The 14,250-nt window shown below is 39.2% G+C and carries 14 protein-coding genes and 1 pseudogene; 12 read left to right on the top strand and 3 right to left on the bottom strand.

Annotation, left to right across the window (positions count from 1 at the left end; translation table 11 throughout):
- From PCY06_RS05180 to sdbB, 11 genes and pseudogenes are all read left to right on the top strand, one after another.
- Positions 1-758, top strand: a 758-nt coding sequence (locus PCY06_RS05180) for a fibronectin-binding SSURE repeat-containing protein (protein ID WP_301389573.1), incomplete at its 5' end; no start/stop codon positions are given.
- 80 nt (positions 759-838) lie between these two features.
- Positions 839-1,572, top strand: a pseudogene (locus PCY06_RS05175) (response regulator transcription factor).
- The gene (locus PCY06_RS05170; RefSeq protein WP_082307637.1) at positions 1,529-2,563 is read left to right on the top strand and encodes a cell wall metabolism sensor histidine kinase WalK; all 1,035 of its coding nucleotides are present in this window, start codon (positions 1,529-1,531) and stop codon (positions 2,561-2,563) included. The pseudogene PCY06_RS05175 and the gene PCY06_RS05170 overlap by 44 nt, the downstream one beginning before the upstream one ends.
- 142 nt (positions 2,564-2,705) lie before the next feature.
- The gene (gene ccdA2 / locus PCY06_RS05165; RefSeq protein WP_053794598.1) at positions 2,706-3,416 is read left to right on the top strand and encodes a thiol-disulfide oxidoreductase-associated membrane protein CcdA2; all 711 of its coding nucleotides are present in this window, start codon (positions 2,706-2,708) and stop codon (positions 3,414-3,416) included.
- A 27-nt stretch (positions 3,417-3,443) separates the two neighbouring features.
- A complete protein-coding gene (locus PCY06_RS05160; RefSeq protein WP_008808633.1) occupies positions 3,444-3,779 on the top strand; it encodes a hypothetical protein in 336 nt (111 codons plus the stop codon).
- 70 nt (positions 3,780-3,849) lie between these two features.
- A complete protein-coding gene (locus PCY06_RS05155; protein WP_008808634.1) occupies positions 3,850-4,413 on the top strand; it encodes a redoxin domain-containing protein in 564 nt (187 codons plus the stop codon).
- A gap of 15 nt (positions 4,414-4,428) precedes the next feature.
- Entirely contained in the window at positions 4,429-5,535 is a 1,107-nt protein-coding gene (msrB, locus tag PCY06_RS05150) for a peptide-methionine (R)-S-oxide reductase MsrB (RefSeq protein ID WP_008808635.1), read from the top strand.
- A 59-nt stretch (positions 5,536-5,594) separates the two neighbouring features.
- Positions 5,595-6,329: a response regulator gene (locus tag PCY06_RS05145; protein WP_008808636.1), complete on the top strand. Its 735-nt coding sequence runs from the start codon at positions 5,595-5,597 to the stop codon at positions 6,327-6,329.
- Entirely contained in the window at positions 6,326-8,029 is a 1,704-nt protein-coding gene (locus PCY06_RS05140; protein WP_082307638.1) for a sensor histidine kinase, read from the top strand. The genes PCY06_RS05145 and PCY06_RS05140 overlap by 4 nt, the downstream gene beginning before the upstream one ends.
- Positions 8,030-8,281: 252 nt before the next feature.
- Complete coding sequence (gene ccdA2 / locus PCY06_RS05135; protein ID WP_008808638.1) at positions 8,282-8,992, top strand: thiol-disulfide oxidoreductase-associated membrane protein CcdA2; 711 nt, start codon at positions 8,282-8,284, stop codon at positions 8,990-8,992.
- A 78-nt stretch (positions 8,993-9,070) separates the two neighbouring features.
- Entirely contained in the window at positions 9,071-9,628 is a 558-nt protein-coding gene (gene sdbB, locus PCY06_RS05130; protein ID WP_008808639.1) for a thiol-disulfide oxidoreductase-associated lipoprotein SdbB, read from the top strand.
- Positions 9,629-9,672: 44 nt separating this feature from the next.
- Here sdbB and PCY06_RS05125 read toward each other — a convergent pair whose 3' ends face one another.
- Genes PCY06_RS05125 through PCY06_RS05115 form a run of 3 tightly spaced genes read right to left on the bottom strand, consistent with a single transcriptional unit; the run spans position 9,673 to position 12,486 of the window.
- Positions 9,673-10,914, bottom strand: coding sequence for an NAD(P)H-dependent oxidoreductase (locus PCY06_RS05125; RefSeq protein ID WP_008808640.1), 1,242 nt, complete (start codon positions 10,912-10,914; stop codon positions 9,673-9,675).
- 17 nt (positions 10,915-10,931) lie between these two features.
- A complete protein-coding gene (locus PCY06_RS05120) occupies positions 10,932-11,537 on the bottom strand; it encodes an NADPH-dependent FMN reductase (protein WP_008808641.1) in 606 nt (201 codons plus the stop codon).
- Between the two features lie 19 nt (positions 11,538-11,556).
- Positions 11,557-12,486: an FAD:protein FMN transferase gene (locus PCY06_RS05115; RefSeq protein ID WP_008808642.1), complete on the bottom strand. Its 930-nt coding sequence runs from the start codon at positions 12,484-12,486 to the stop codon at positions 11,557-11,559.
- 278 nt (positions 12,487-12,764) lie between these two features.
- Between PCY06_RS05115 and nox the strand changes: the two genes are divergently transcribed.
- Positions 12,765-14,141 carry a H2O-forming NADH oxidase gene (gene nox / locus PCY06_RS05110; protein WP_008808643.1) on the top strand — a complete coding sequence of 459 codons (1,377 nt, stop codon included), beginning with the start codon at positions 12,765-12,767 and terminating at the stop codon, positions 14,139-14,141.
- Positions 14,142-14,250 lie beyond the last annotated feature (109 nt).

Below are 14,250 nucleotides of genomic sequence, written 5' to 3'. Positions count from 1 at the left end.
ACTCAGTCACCAAAAATATTAAAGACCATATTGATGTTCCAGCTAGCTATTTAGAAAAGGCAAACGTTCCTGGTCCATTCTTGGCAGGTGTTAATCAAGTTATTCCGTATGAAGCTTTCGGTGGAGACGGCATGTTGACGCGTCTCTTACTCAAATCTTCTGACAAAGCCCCATGGTCAGATAATGGTTCGGCTAACAATCCAGCCCTCTTGCCACTTGAAGGCTTAGCGAAGGGTCAATACTTCTACGAAGTGGATTTGAACGGCAATACTACCGGTAAAGACGGGCAAGCCCTTCTCGACCAACTTCGTGCTAATGGCACTCGCAGTTACCAAGCTACTGTCAAGGTCTATGGTGCTAAAGATGGAAAACCAGATTTGACAAATCTTATCGCGACTCGTCAAGTAACGATTCAGCTTCGTGGAAAAGAAATGGCTACAATACCATCTCAAGAAGGTCAAATGAATATGAAACCTTCTACAACACCATCTCAAGAAGGTCAGATGAATAAGAAGCCTTCTGCAACAGATTCTATGAGTACAGCTGAGGGTACGAAGGAAGTAGATCATCACATGACTGATGTGAAGGGGGAACACCCAACTTCTAAGCCGATGGCAGATACGATGAAAAAAAATGATAAGGCTACGTTACCCACAACTGGTGAAGCTCAAACAGCTACAGCTACCATTGGTTTCTTAGGACTAGCTTTGGCAGGAATTCTTAGCCTTCTAGGTTTGAAAGAAAAACAAAAAGATTAAGGTTCAAATCATTTAAAAATTACTAAAAATAGTGTTATACTAAAGCCAGTATAACACTGTTTTTATCAGGAGATTGGCAAATGGGAAGGACAATTTTACTCGTTGATGATGAGATGGATATTCTGGATATCAAAAAGCGCTATCTTGTGCAGGCTGGCTACCAAGTTTTAGTGGCTTGAGATGGCGTGGAGGGATTAGATCTTTCCAGAAAGAAATCTGTTGACCTGATCATCACGGATATCATGATGCCAAATATGGACGGTTATGACTTTATCAGTGAGGTCCAGTATATATAGTACCTGATCAACCTTTTCTTTTTACAACGGCTAAGACCAGCGAGCAAGACAAAATTTATGGCTTGAGCTTAGGAGCAGATGATTTTATAGCCAAACCTTTTAGTCCGCGCGAGCTAGTTCTAAGAGTCAATAATATTTTGCGCCGACTTCATCGTGGAGGTGAGATCGAACAAATTGAGCTCGGTGATTTGGTGATGAATCATGTGGTTCATGAGGCTCGCATTGGGGAGCATTTTTTGGAATTAACAGTGAAGTCCTTTGAACTGCTCTGGATTTTAGCTAGTAATCCTGAGAGAGTTTTTTCAAAGACGGAGCTTTACGAGAAGGTGTGGCAGGAAGACTTCGTAGATGATACAAATACCTTTAATGTTCATATCCATGCTCTGAGACAGGAATTGACCAAGTATGCCAGTTCAGACACTCCTGCCGTCAAAACTGTCTGGGGTATAAAATGGAAGGAGCACGAGGTGGAAAATGAAATTAAAAAGTTACATTTTAGTAGGGTACCTAATTTCTAGCCTACTAACGATTTTACTCGTTTTCTGGGCAGTCCAGCGAATGTTGATTGTAAAAAGCGAGATTTATTTCCTAGTTGGAATGACATTGATTGCTAGTTTTATAGGAGCGGCAGTCAGTCTCTTTCTTTTATCGCCAGTATTTTCTTCCCTTTGGCATCTGAAAAAACAGGCTCAGAATATAGCTGACAAGGATTTTAGAACAGAGATTGACGCCAAGGGCCCTATCGAATTTCAAGAGTTGGGTCAGGCTTTTAATGATATGTCGCATAATTTGCAAGAAACATTTGAATCTCTTAATGAAAGTGAACGAGAAAAAGGAATGATGATTGCCCAGCTTTCTCACGATATTAAAACTCCTATTACCTCTATTCAGGCGACTGTGGATGGGATTTTAGATGGAGTGATTGAAGAAGAGGAGCAGATTCATTACTTGACCACGATTAGCTGTCAGACAGAGCGTTTGAATAAATTGGTGGAAGAATTGGATGTTTTGACTCTTAATGCCCAGCCTCAAATAGAATCAGATGGAGAAGCTGAAATAGTCTTTCTAGACCAGCTATTGATTGAGGCTATGAGTGAATTTCAACTATTGATTGAGCGGGAGGAGCGGGATATCTACATTCAAGTGTCTCCCGAGTCAGCGAAAATTAAGAGCCATTACGATATGCTTTTCCGTATTTTGGTCAACTTGCTAAATAATGCCTTTAAATACTCCGAACCTGGAACTAAAATTGAGATCGTGGCTCAATTAACTGAGCAAATCTTGACAATCAGTGTGAAGGATGAGGGACGGGGTATTGCTCCTGAGAATTTGGATAAGATTTTTAAACGCCTTTACCGTGTGGAAACTTCTCGAAATATGAAGACAGGTGGGCATGGTCTGGGCCTTGCTATTGCACGTGAGTTGGCTCATCAGCTGGGTGGGGAAATAACGGTCGAAAGCCAGTATGGCCTAGGAAGCACTTTTACATTTACTCTCAACTTAACATAAATCCACAATAAGTGATAAATATTTTTAACTTTTGATTTAGCAAAGATAAAATCAAATTCAAGTTTTTTCAAATCTATCTCCCTATTTTTAGGGAGATTTTTATTTTATACTAGAGTCAGAAATTGATAGAGAGGTTTTTGAAATGGCAACAAGTTTTTTGTTCTTTATTTCTGTTTTTTTGGCGGGGATTCTATCTTTTTTCTCGCCTTGTATCTTACCGCTTATGCCAGTTTATGTAGGAATTCTACTGGATTCGGATCAGCCGAAAACAGTTCGATTTATGGGAAAAGATATTTCCTGGTATGGTCTAGTTAAGACGCTCTGCTTTATAGCTGGCTTATCAACTGTATTTTTGGTTTTGGGCTATGGAGCTGGTGCTCTAGGGCAAGTCCTCTATGCCCCTTGGTTTCGCTACGTTCTGGGCGGGATTGTCATTCTACTGGGAATCCACCAGATGGGACTTATCAATATCCAACAACTGCAAAAGCAAAAGAGCATTCAACTTAAAAAGAATAGTAAAAGAAGTGACTTTCTTAATGCTTTTCTCTTGGGGGTTACCTTTAGCTTTGGTTGGACACCTTGTGTAGGACCAGTCCTAAGTTCTGTTTTAGCAATTGCGGCTTCTGGAGGTAATGGTGCTTTGCAAGGTGGTTTGCTCATGCTAGTCTATACTTTGGGCTTATCGCTTCCTTTTTTAGCAATGGCTTTGGCTTCCGGTTGGGTATTACAACGCTTTTCTAAACTAAAACCTTATATGGGAGTTCTCAAAAAGATCGGTGGTGCTCTCATTATACTTATGGGAATTTTGCTGATGCTTGGGAATCTAAACGCTTTAGCATCATTATTTGGATAAATATTATATAATTAAAGGAGACTTATCATGAAAAAAATTGCTTCACTTACAATCGCTGCACTTAGTATCTTTGTCCTAGCTGCCTGCTCTAATCAAAAATCAGATTCTGATATGAAGAAGACAGATGACAGCAGTATGATGAAGAAAGACGATATGAAAAAAGACGACATGAAGAAGGAGAATATGAAAGACTCCAGCATGTCTGATGATAAAATGAAAAAGGATGACATGAAGGACTCTTCTATGATGTCCGACAGCAAGTCTGATATGAAAGATGATATGAAAAAGGATGATATGAAGTCAAGCGATTCAAGCATGAAGGATGACATGAAAGATTCATCCGAAATGTCATCTGACAAATAGTAATTCCACCATAGGAAAGAAAGTCGTCAGTTTTGTCGGCTTTCTCCTTATTTTGAAAGGAAAGAAAACGATGAAGAAGTTATCAATATTGACTGTCAGTCTACTTTGTGTCGGCTTTTTGGGAGCCTGTTCAAATCAGAAGACAAACTCGGAAGTTTCTAAAAGTGCTAAAAGTAATATAGAAACAAAAGCTGATTCTGGTCAATCTACCAAGATGGCTAAAGACTTTAGTCTGCAGGGTGTGGACGGCAAGACTTACAAGTTATCTGATTTTAAAGGTAAGAAAGTCTATCTAAAATTTTGGGCTTCTTGGTGTTCTATCTGTCTATCCACCCTTGGAGATACCAATGATTTGGCTAAGGAGCAGGAGGGAAAGGACTATGTCGTCTTATCAGTTGTTTCTCCGACTTTTAATGGAGAAAAGTCAGCAGATGATTTTAAGAAATGGTATAAGTCTTTGGACTACAAAGACTTCCCAGTTCTGATGGACACCAAGGGAGAATTGCTGAAAGAATATGGCATTCGCTCTTACCCATCTGCTCTTTTCGTAGGCAGTGACGGTTCTCTTGCCAAGACACACATTGGCTACATGAGCAAGGAAGATATTGAGAAAACACTGAAAGAAATCAAGTAGAAAGGAGCAATAAACATGGGAGGAAAATGGAAAATTATTCTGGTTATCCTTAGCTTGTTTGTCTGCTTTGGACTAGTCTATGTGATTGCAGGAAATAGCAATCAGTCATCTCCTGAACAGATTAAGAAAGCTTCAATGAGTAAGACGGAAGTAGTAAAGAAAAAGAAAGAAGATGTTAAAGAAGCTGATAAGCGGGTAATCTATCTGGCAGGTGGCTGTTTCTGGGGTGTAGAAGAATATTTCTCTAGAGTACCAGGTGTCATTGATGCTGAGTCCGGCTATGCAAATGGTAAGGATGACACGACCAAATATGAATTAGTTTCCCAAACTGGTCATGCTGAGACTGTAAAAATTACCTATAACGTTAAAAAGATATCTCTCAAAGAAATCTTACTTCATTATTTCCGTATTATTGATCCAACTTCTAAAAATAAACAAGGTAATGATCAAGGTACACAATATCGGACAGGTGTTTATTATAAGGATGAAGCTGATTTGAATACCATCAATCAAGTTTTTGATGAAGTGGCTAAGAAGTACGATAAACCTCTAGCTGTTGAGAAAGAACCATTAAAAAACTATGTTAAGGCTGAAAACTATCATCAGGATTACCTAAAAAAGAATCCTAATGGATATTGCCATATTGATGTTAATCAAGCCGCCTACCCTGTTATTGATGCTAGTCGTTATACTAAGCCCAGTGATGAAGAGATTAAGTCCAAGCTCTCTCCTGAAGAATACGCAGTCACACAAAAGAATGACACAGAGCGGGCCTTTTCTAACCGCTATTGGGATAAGTTCGATGCTGGTATCTATGTGGATGTGGTGACAGGCGAGCCTCTCTTTTCATCAAAGGATAAATTTGATTCAGGGTGCGGTTGGCCAAGTTTCACCCGTCCTATCAGTCCAGATGTTGCGACTTACAAAGAAGACAAGAGCTTCAATATGACTCGAACTGAAGTACGCAGTCGTGTTGGAAATTCCCATCTGGGCCATGTTTTCACAGACGGTCCTAAGGACAAGGGTGGCTTGCGCTATTGTATTAATAGTTTGTCAATCAAGTTCATTCCAAAAGCCGAGATGGAGGAGAAGGGCTACGGTTATCTTTTGGATTACGTTTAAGAGCGTTTTGATTGAAAATTTGCTATAATAAATCCAGTAAGAATAAGGAGTTGAATCTTGTGTATTCAATTATGATTGTAGAGGATGAATATCTGGTAAGACAGGGAATTGCGTCCTTAGTAAACTATGAGCAGTTTGGTATGCAAGTTATTTCCCAGGCTGAAAATGGAATAGAAGCTTGGCAGAAATTTCAGGATAATCCTGCTGACATCCTACTGACCGATATCAATATGCCACAGATGAATGGCCTTGAACTATCCAAGCTAGTCAGAGACCAGGCTCCTAAGTGCCATATCGTTTTTCTGACGGGCTATGATGATTTTGACTATGCTCGGACAGCCATTAAGCTAGGTGCAGATGACTATCTTCTCAAGCCATTTTCCAAGGATGATGTTGAGGAGATGTTGGCAAAGGTGCAGACCAAACTTGATAAGGAACGAAAAAAAGCCCAGATTCAAAACTTGGTCGATCAGGGACAGCACTCTGAGTTGGAAGAGGCTATTCACGAGCGTCTAGCTGATTCAGAGTTAAGTCTGAAAAATTTGGCTTTTCAACTAGGATTTAGCCCATCCTACCTAAGTGTTCTCATAAAAAAAGAACTAGGCTTGCCCTTTCAAGATTATTTGATTCAAGAACGGATGAAAAAAGCTAAACTCTTACTCTTGACTACAGATTTGAAGATTTATGAAATAGCAGAGCAGGTAGGTTTTGAAGATATGAACTATTTTTCTCAGCGCTTCAAGCAGGTGGTTGGGCTGACACCTCGGCAGTTTAAAAAAGGAGAGGAGAAATGAAACGATATCCGCTTCTTATCCAGTTGATTGTCTATATTTTTCTGCTGGTTCTTTTACTCTTGGGCTTTGTTGGAAGCCTCTACTATCAGACTAGCTCGGGTACTATTCGGCAGCTGACAGAGCGGACGACGCGTAATAGCATGGAGCAAAGCGGACAGTTCATTGCTTCCTATTTGCAAAAATTAAAACAAACCACCTCTACACTGAGTAAGGAAGAAACGATTCGGAAGTTTGCTCAGAATCAAGAAAGCAGTGAAACGTCAGTGCAAGCTTTGATGAAAACCATCATTGAGACTGATCCGGATTTGGTGTCGGCAGTATTGGTTACCAAGGACGGGCGCGTGGTCTCAACAGATTCTCAAATCAGCATGCAGACATCTTCTGATATGATGAATGAAAAATGGTATCAGGAAGCTGTCCATACCAGAGCCATGCCTGTCTTGACCCCTGCTCGCAAAGAGTCTCTGTCGTCAGAGAAGGAGAAGTGGGTTGTTTCTGTCACTCAGGAAGTAGTGGATGAAGCAGGGCAGAATCTTGGTGTTTTGCGTCTTGATATCGGCTATAACAGTCTCAAAGCCTATTTGGATCAGCTTCAGCTAGGAAAGAAGGGCTTTAGCTTTATTGTCAATAGCCAGCATGAATTTGTCTATCATCCCAAGAAAAGTGTTTATTCTTCTAGTCAAGAAATGAAAGCTATGCAGCCCTATATCTCGGTCAAGGATGGTTATGCAGACCAGAAGCAGGCTTTTGTCTATCAGATTGATATTCCAGATAGTGACTGGACTTTAATTGGCATCGCCTCATTAGAGCAATTACAGATGCTTCAGTCACAGATGCTTTATTCATTTGTAGGAATGGGTGTTCTAGCGCTTCTGATGTGTTTGATTGGTATTTGGTTTGTCCTACGTTTGTGGATTAAGCCTCTGCAGAATCTGCAAGCTGTCATTCTGAAGATTGGCTCGGGCGAGTCAAACCTTCGGGCAGAAGAAAAAGGTTCTCCAGAGTTGGTTGACTTAGCTCAGCAGTTCAATAAAATGCTGGACCAAATTGAACAACTGATGGAAGCTGTTAAGACTGAAGAGCAAAATGTCCGTCGCTATGAGCTTCGAGCTCTCTCGGCTCAAATTAACCCACATTTCCTTTATAATACCTTAGATACTATTGTCTGGATGTCCGAGTTTAACGACAGCAAGCGTGTTGTTGAGCTAACAAAATCACTCGCTCAGTATTTCCGCTTGGCGCTCAATCAAGGGCATGAACAGATTGCTCTCAAGGATGAGATTGATCACGTTCGTCAGTATCTTTTTATACAGAAGCAACGCTATGGTGACAAGCTCCGATATGAGATTGAAGAGGATGAATCTCTAGCTGATTATAAACTGCCCAAGCTGATACTTCAGCCTTTGGTTGAAAATGCTATCTATCATGGAATCAAAGAAATCGACCGACCAGGTATAATTCGTGTGACGTCGACAGTTGAAGAAGGAAAACTGGTATTGTCTATCTATGATAACGGCTGTGGCTTTGATCTCCAAGATTCATCAGAAAAGACTCTTCTTCGCCTAGGTGGGGTTGGTCTCAAAAATGTCGATCAACGCTTGAGATTGCAGTTTGGAGAAGGCTATCGTATGGAAATCCAGTCGGAGCAAGATATCTTTACTCTAATCAAAATATATCTGCCACTATCCAATGATAAATAGTAGTTTATTGAATAAAATGACATATAGTCGGAAAGAATTTTTCCGGCTTTTCTGTTTGAAACTTTCTAAATAAAATTTATTATTTTGCTAGAACGAAAATGATAACTAAAAATACCGTAGCAAATTTGTGAAAAATAATCCGCTTTCATTTATAATGGTTTATAGGATTAATAGAACTCCGTTCAGAAGAAAACGAATAGAGTTATTGTGAAAACCATTTTTTCTATTATAAATAAAAAAGAAGGATTAGATATGCAAACATTTCTTTTCTCAGTTTCAGTTTTTTTAGCGGGAGTGCTATCGTTTTTCTCTCCCTGTATTTTTCCCTTACTTCCTGTTTATATCGGAATCTTATTAGATTCAGAAGATAAGCCCAGAACAGTTCGATTTTTAGGCAGAGAAATCGCCTGGTATGGACTTGTTAAAACTCTCTGTTTTATTGCGGGTATATCATGTATTTTCTTCATTTTAGGATTTGGGGCGGGCTTTTTAGGAGCTATTATTAATTCTTCTTGGTTCCGCTATGTTATGGGTATCATCATTATCCTACTTGGTGTTCACCAAATGGAATTAATCAATATTAAACCCTTGCAAATGCAAAAAAATGTCGCCTTTAAAAAAGATAGTAAACGCAACGAGTTTCTTTCAGCATTTGTATTGGGGATTACTTTTAGTTTTGGTTGGACTCCGTGTATTGGTCCTATTCTAAGTTCAGTCTTAGCGCTGGCTGCTTCAGGAGGGAATGGTGCTTTTCAGGGAGCTATTCTGACCTTGATTTATACCTTGGGTATGGCCTTACCTTTCCTAATTCTAGCTCTGGCTTCAAGCTTTGTTATGCAGTATTTTAATAAAATTAAACCTTACATGGGGCTTCTGAAAAAAATCGGTGGTGCTATTATTATTCTGATGGGAATCTTGCTCATGCTTGGACAATTGAACGCCTTGTCAGGTCTATTTGGATAAGTATAAGTGTCTTAAACAGATTGAAAAAAATTTTTTGATGTTTTTTGATTTGATATTTTCTAATAAAAGGAGAAAGTGATGAAAAAATATTTAACTTTTGGTGTTGGTTTGTTAGCTGCAGTGTTTTTAACTGCTTGCTCTGACGAGATGGGAATGGAAACAAAAAGCAGTAGCAATCAACCTGCTCAGAATGCTGTAGGTCAGATAGCTGTAGGTCAGGAAGCTCCTGACTTTACTTTGAAGTCTATGGACGGAAAAACTGTTAAGTTATCTGATTATAAAGGAAAAAAAGTTTACTTGAAATTCTGGGCTTCTTGGTGTGGACCATGTAAGAAAAGTATGCCAGAACTAATAGAATTGGCTGGAAAGAAAGACCGTGATTTCGAAATTTTAAGTGTCATTGCCCCAGGAATACAGGGTGAAAAGTCTGAAACAGACTTCCCTAAATGGTTTGAAGAACAGGGCTATAAAGATGTTCCGGTTTTATATGATAGTCAAGCAACTACCTTCCAGGCCTATCAAATCAGAAGTATTCCAACAGAAATCTTGATTGATAGTCAAGGAAAAATTGGTAAAATTCAATTTGGAGCTATCAGCAATGAAGATGCTGAAGCAGCCTTTAAAGAAATGAAGTAAATAGAATATAAAAAGAATGGATAAAATTTCCATTCTTTTTTTACTTAAGCACTTGCACCAGAAGAGGCATCCGCATCTCCTCCGCCGTCACCGTGACCACCAGTATCTGAAGCGCCAGAAGTAGCATCTGCGTCTCCATGACCTCCAGCAGGAGCAAATGGTCCGCTGCCTCCTACCAAACGTTGTCCAGTTTCTTTTAGATACCAGTCAAGCCATGGTTGGAAGTTAAAGACGATTTCATTGATACCTGCATATGATCCATCAGGATAGTACATAGCTTGGTAGTTGTGAGTGTTGATTACACCAGCAGGAGAACCTGGAACAATGGTACGTACGTATTCTTGGTTTCCGTTGCGCAACGTTCCGATAACCCACTCTACATTCTTCATACGTGCTGGCGGAAGAGAACCATGAACGGTTGACATACGGCTACCTGATTGAGGTGGCACGCGTTTGGCAAACATGGTATCTGGATCTTGATGAGCGTTGTTATAGTAGAGGAATTGGTTGTTATCGTCAGCGTATGTCAATTCAAATGGCATAGCTTTTAAGAACATATCAATCTGGTTAACAGTCAAGATACCATGGTCAAGTTTGACATAGGTATCACCAGAAACAGCACCAGTGATTTCAGCGACTTTTTCTACCCATTCTGGATCATCCGGATCAACTTCTGTAACCGTTGTAGCGATTGGTTTTCCACAGTCTAAGTCTTCAGGTTCAATTGGTTTTGGTTTTTTCAATTTTGAAACCACCTCTACATATTTGATAAAGTTATCTAAGCATGATTCAAGGAATTTAACAGTTCCTTCGTTAGTGATATTGCCATCATTGTCAAAGGCTTCCTTGGCTTTGCCCAGCAAGAACTCGTTGCCTGGAAGAGTGTAAGCATTGACACCAGGAGCGTCTAGGATTTTACGCAGGTGAACTTGAGCACGGGAAGTTCCTTGGTCGTAGTATGATGCACCAACAATCATGACAGGCTTGTTTTCGAAAGGATGAACCTCGTAAGAGAGCCATTCTAAGACACTCTTCAAAGGAGCGCTGATAGTATGGTTATGCTCAGGTGTTGCGATGATGACTCCGTCTGCACGCGTGATTTTGTTATACAAATAACGCAATTGGAAGCTTTCATCCCATTTTTCATCCTGGTTAAACATTGGGACTTCATCGATTTCTAAGACTTCCAATTCAAATTTAATTTTGAACTGGCGACGGATGAATTCCAATAATTTTCGGTTATATGATTGTTCGTAGTTTGATCCTACAATTCCAACAAATTTCATTCTTTCAGTCTCCTATCTTACAATTTTTCCCAGTCAAATTCTTCAGCATCTTTGCGAAGCAATTCTTGAGCGTTGCGCAATTTGTCAGTGATTTTGACAAAGATACGGAAGTCATCAAAGATAGCATCCAATTTTTTGACAACATCAAGATCCACCAAATCTCCGCTTGGATCAAAAGCTTGAAGAGAATGTGAGAGCAAGAACTCGTCTGGAAGTACATTTGCCTTGATTTCTGGAGCGTTCAAAATTTGACGGAGCTGCAACTGGGCACGAGAGGAACCAAGTGTACCATAAGAAGCACCAGTAATCATGACCGGCTTGTTCAGCAAGGGATAGATGCCATAAGAAAGCCAAGCTAGAGCATTCATGAGTACAGCTGGAATAGAGTGGTCGTACTCAGGTGTTCCAATGAGTACACCGTCTGCTGCATCGATTTTCTCGGCAATTTCTGATACTAACTCAGGCACGCTTCTATCAGCAGGTTTATTAAACATTGGGATATCTTTAATTTCTACCAGCTCGATTTCAGCCTTGTCAGCAAAGTGCTTAGACATATATTGAAGAAGTTGCCGGTTTGTGGAACGTTTAGAATTTGTTCCAACAATTGCGATAAGTTTTAACATAGTAGGTTCCTTTCTGGATTTAGGATATAATTTCTGGGGTAAGACCAGATGAATAAAAAATTTGATTATCTTCTGTAATAACGAAGGCTTCGATTCCATTTTCTTGCTCAACTTTTTCTAAGATAGAACTAGGGCTGTCACCAAATAAGCGTGTTGTCCATATTTCTCCATCAACTGATTTATCTGAAACAATGGTGAGGCTGGCTAACTGATTATCAATTGGATAGCCAGTATTTCGATCGAAAATATGATGATATACTTTGCCATTTGCTTTCAGATTTCTTTCATAGATTCCGGAAGTAACAACGGACTGGTCTTGGATGGATAGTAATGCTAAGTTGTTTCCGCGAGCTAGCTTTGGATTCTGAATACCGATGCGCCATAAACGATTATTTTGTTGGTTCTGGCCAATAGTCAGGATATTTCCTCCAAGATTAATGAGTGCAGAAGTGACACCTTTTTCTTTTAGGAAATGGGAGATTTTATCAGCGATATATCCTTTAGCGAGGGCACCAAGGTCAATCTTCATCCCAGACTGTTTCAAAAATACTGAACGGGATATTGGATCTAATTCAATATTTTCGGGGTTGGTCAAGGAAAGAACCTTTTCAATCTCTGAAGCACTCGGAACTCTGGCATCTTTAAAACCAATACGCCAAGTTTGAATGAGGGGCCCTATAGTGATATTGAGATGACTGCCTGGAATAAGACTGTGTTTTTTTCCTAGTTCTATTAGCTCGAACAAATCAGGATGAACACAGATCGGCTCTTTTCCAGCAGCGTGGTTGACCTGCATTAGTTCTGAGCTGTCATCATTAGCGCTGAAACGATTTTCGTATATTTTTAATAAGGAAAAAACCTCATCTAGAAGAAAGTCAGCATTCTCATGTAAAATAGAAATGCTAATTGTTGATCCCATTAAACGAATGGATCTAGAAGTGAGATCCACTTTTATCACAACCTTTCCTAAATAGTTCATAATCTACGTTATTAGTATATCAAAAAGACAACGTTTTCACAAATGAATTTTATATATTTTCAGAAAAAAATAAGTAGCTTTCTTTGCAGATAACCCTACTGTTGATCTGATTTTTAATGAAGGTCTATGACTTGATGTTTTATATGATTTTTAGAAAATTGAAAAATAATGAGCATTTTTGTTGAAACCGCTAACAGATTGATGGTATAATACTCTGGTAAATTAAATTTTAAAGGTGGATTTATTCTATGAGTAAAATTGTTGTAGTAGGTGCTAACCACGCGGGTACAGCATGTATTAATACTATGCTTGATAATTATGGTTCAGAAAATGAAATTGTAGTTTTTGACCAAAATTCAAACATTTCTTTCCTTGGTTGTGGTATGGCTCTTTGGATTGGAAAGCAAATCGATGGAGCTGAGGGCCTATTTTACTCTGATAAAGAAAAGTTAGAAGCAAAAGGCGCAACAGTTCACATGAATGCTCCGGTTCTTTCAATTGATTATGATAAAAAAGAAGTTACAGCATTAGTAGATGGTAAAGAACATGTTGAATCTTATGAAAAGTTAATTTTTGCAACAGGTTCTACTCCAATCATTCCTCCAATCAAAGGTGCTGAAATTGTTGAAGGAAATCGTGAATTCAAAGCAACTCTTGAAAATCTTCAATTTGTAAAACTATACCAAAATGCAGAAGAAGTTATTGAAAAACTTCAAGACAAGAGCAAGCATATTGAACGTGTTGCTGTAGTTGGTGGTGGTTACATTGGTGTTGAACTTGCTGAAGCTTTTGAGCGTCTCGGAAAAGAAGTTATTTTGGTTGACATCGTAGATACTGTCTTGAATGGATACTATGATAAAGACTTTACTCAAATGATGGCTAAGAATTTGGAAGACCACAATATTCGCTTAGCGCTTGGTCAAACTGTACAGGCAGTTGAAGGCGATGGTAAGGTTGAACGCTTAGTAACTGATAAAGAAACATTTGATGTAGATATGGTTGTTCTTGCTGTTGGTTTCCGTCCAAATACAGAATTGGGAGCAGGAAAGATTGAATTGTTCCGAAACGGAGCTTTCCTTGTAGATAAGAAACAGGAAACTTCAATCCCTGGTGTATTTGCTATTGGTGACTGTGCAACGATTTACGACAATGCTCGTCAAGAAACAAGCTACATTGCTTTAGCATCTAATGCTGTTCGTTCTGGTATCGTGGGTGCACACAATGCTTGCGGACATGAATTGGAAGGAATCGGTGTTCAAGGTTCAAATGGTATTTCAATCTACGGCCTTCATATGGTGTCAACTGGTTTAACTCTTGAAAAAGCGAAAGCAGCAGGTTATAATGCTGTAGAAACTGGTTTCAACGACTTGCAAAAACCAGAATTTATCAAGCACGATAACCATGAAGTAGCATTGAAAATTGTTTATGACAAGGATACTCGTATTGTTTTAGGTGCACAAATGGTTTCTCGTGATATCTCGATTTCAATGGGTATCCACATGTTCTCATTAGCAATTCAAGAACAAGTAACAATAGATAAGCTTGCTCTCATGGACTTGTTCTTCTTACCACACTTCAACAAGCCATATAATTACATCACTATGGCTGCACTTTCAGCTGAATAAAACGAAGAAAGCTCCTTTTTGAGGAGCTTTTTGCTTGTCAGTTCCACTTTTAAAAATAGTTTAGGTCCATTTTAAAATATGGTACAATAGTTTCAAAAAGGGTAGGAGA

It is taken from the genome of Streptococcus sp. SG1 (assembly GCF_030439935.1).
Lineage (GTDB): Bacteria > Bacillota > Bacilli > Lactobacillales > Streptococcaceae > Streptococcus > Streptococcus gordonii.
Note: the sequence above shows the minus strand (reverse complement) of the source record. Positions and strands in the feature narration are given on the sequence as shown.

Excerpts from the sequence above, each read along its gene's own strand:
- PCY06_RS05170 (WP_082307637.1), top strand. The coding sequence starts at position 1,529 with ATGAAATTAAAAAGTTACATTTTAGTAGGGTACCTAATTTCTAGCCTA.
- ccdA2 (WP_053794598.1), top strand. The coding sequence starts at position 2,706 with ATGGCAACAAGTTTTTTGTTCTTTATTTCTGTTTTTTTGGCGGGGATT.
- PCY06_RS05160 (WP_008808633.1), top strand. The coding sequence starts at position 3,444 with ATGAAAAAAATTGCTTCACTTACAATCGCTGCACTTAGTATCTTTGTC.
- PCY06_RS05155 (WP_008808634.1), top strand. The coding sequence starts at position 3,850 with ATGAAGAAGTTATCAATATTGACTGTCAGTCTACTTTGTGTCGGCTTT.
- msrB (WP_008808635.1), top strand. The coding sequence starts at position 4,429 with ATGGGAGGAAAATGGAAAATTATTCTGGTTATCCTTAGCTTGTTTGTC.
- PCY06_RS05140 (WP_082307638.1), top strand. The coding sequence starts at position 6,326 with ATGAAACGATATCCGCTTCTTATCCAGTTGATTGTCTATATTTTTCTG.
- ccdA2 (WP_008808638.1), top strand. The coding sequence starts at position 8,282 with ATGCAAACATTTCTTTTCTCAGTTTCAGTTTTTTTAGCGGGAGTGCTA.
- sdbB (WP_008808639.1), top strand. The coding sequence starts at position 9,071 with ATGAAAAAATATTTAACTTTTGGTGTTGGTTTGTTAGCTGCAGTGTTT.
- PCY06_RS05125 (WP_008808640.1), bottom strand. The coding sequence starts at position 10,914 with ATGAAATTTGTTGGAATTGTAGGATCAAACTACGAACAATCATATAAC.
- PCY06_RS05120 (WP_008808641.1), bottom strand. The coding sequence starts at position 11,537 with ATGTTAAAACTTATCGCAATTGTTGGAACAAATTCTAAACGTTCCACA.
- nox (WP_008808643.1), top strand. The coding sequence starts at position 12,765 with ATGAGTAAAATTGTTGTAGTAGGTGCTAACCACGCGGGTACAGCATGT.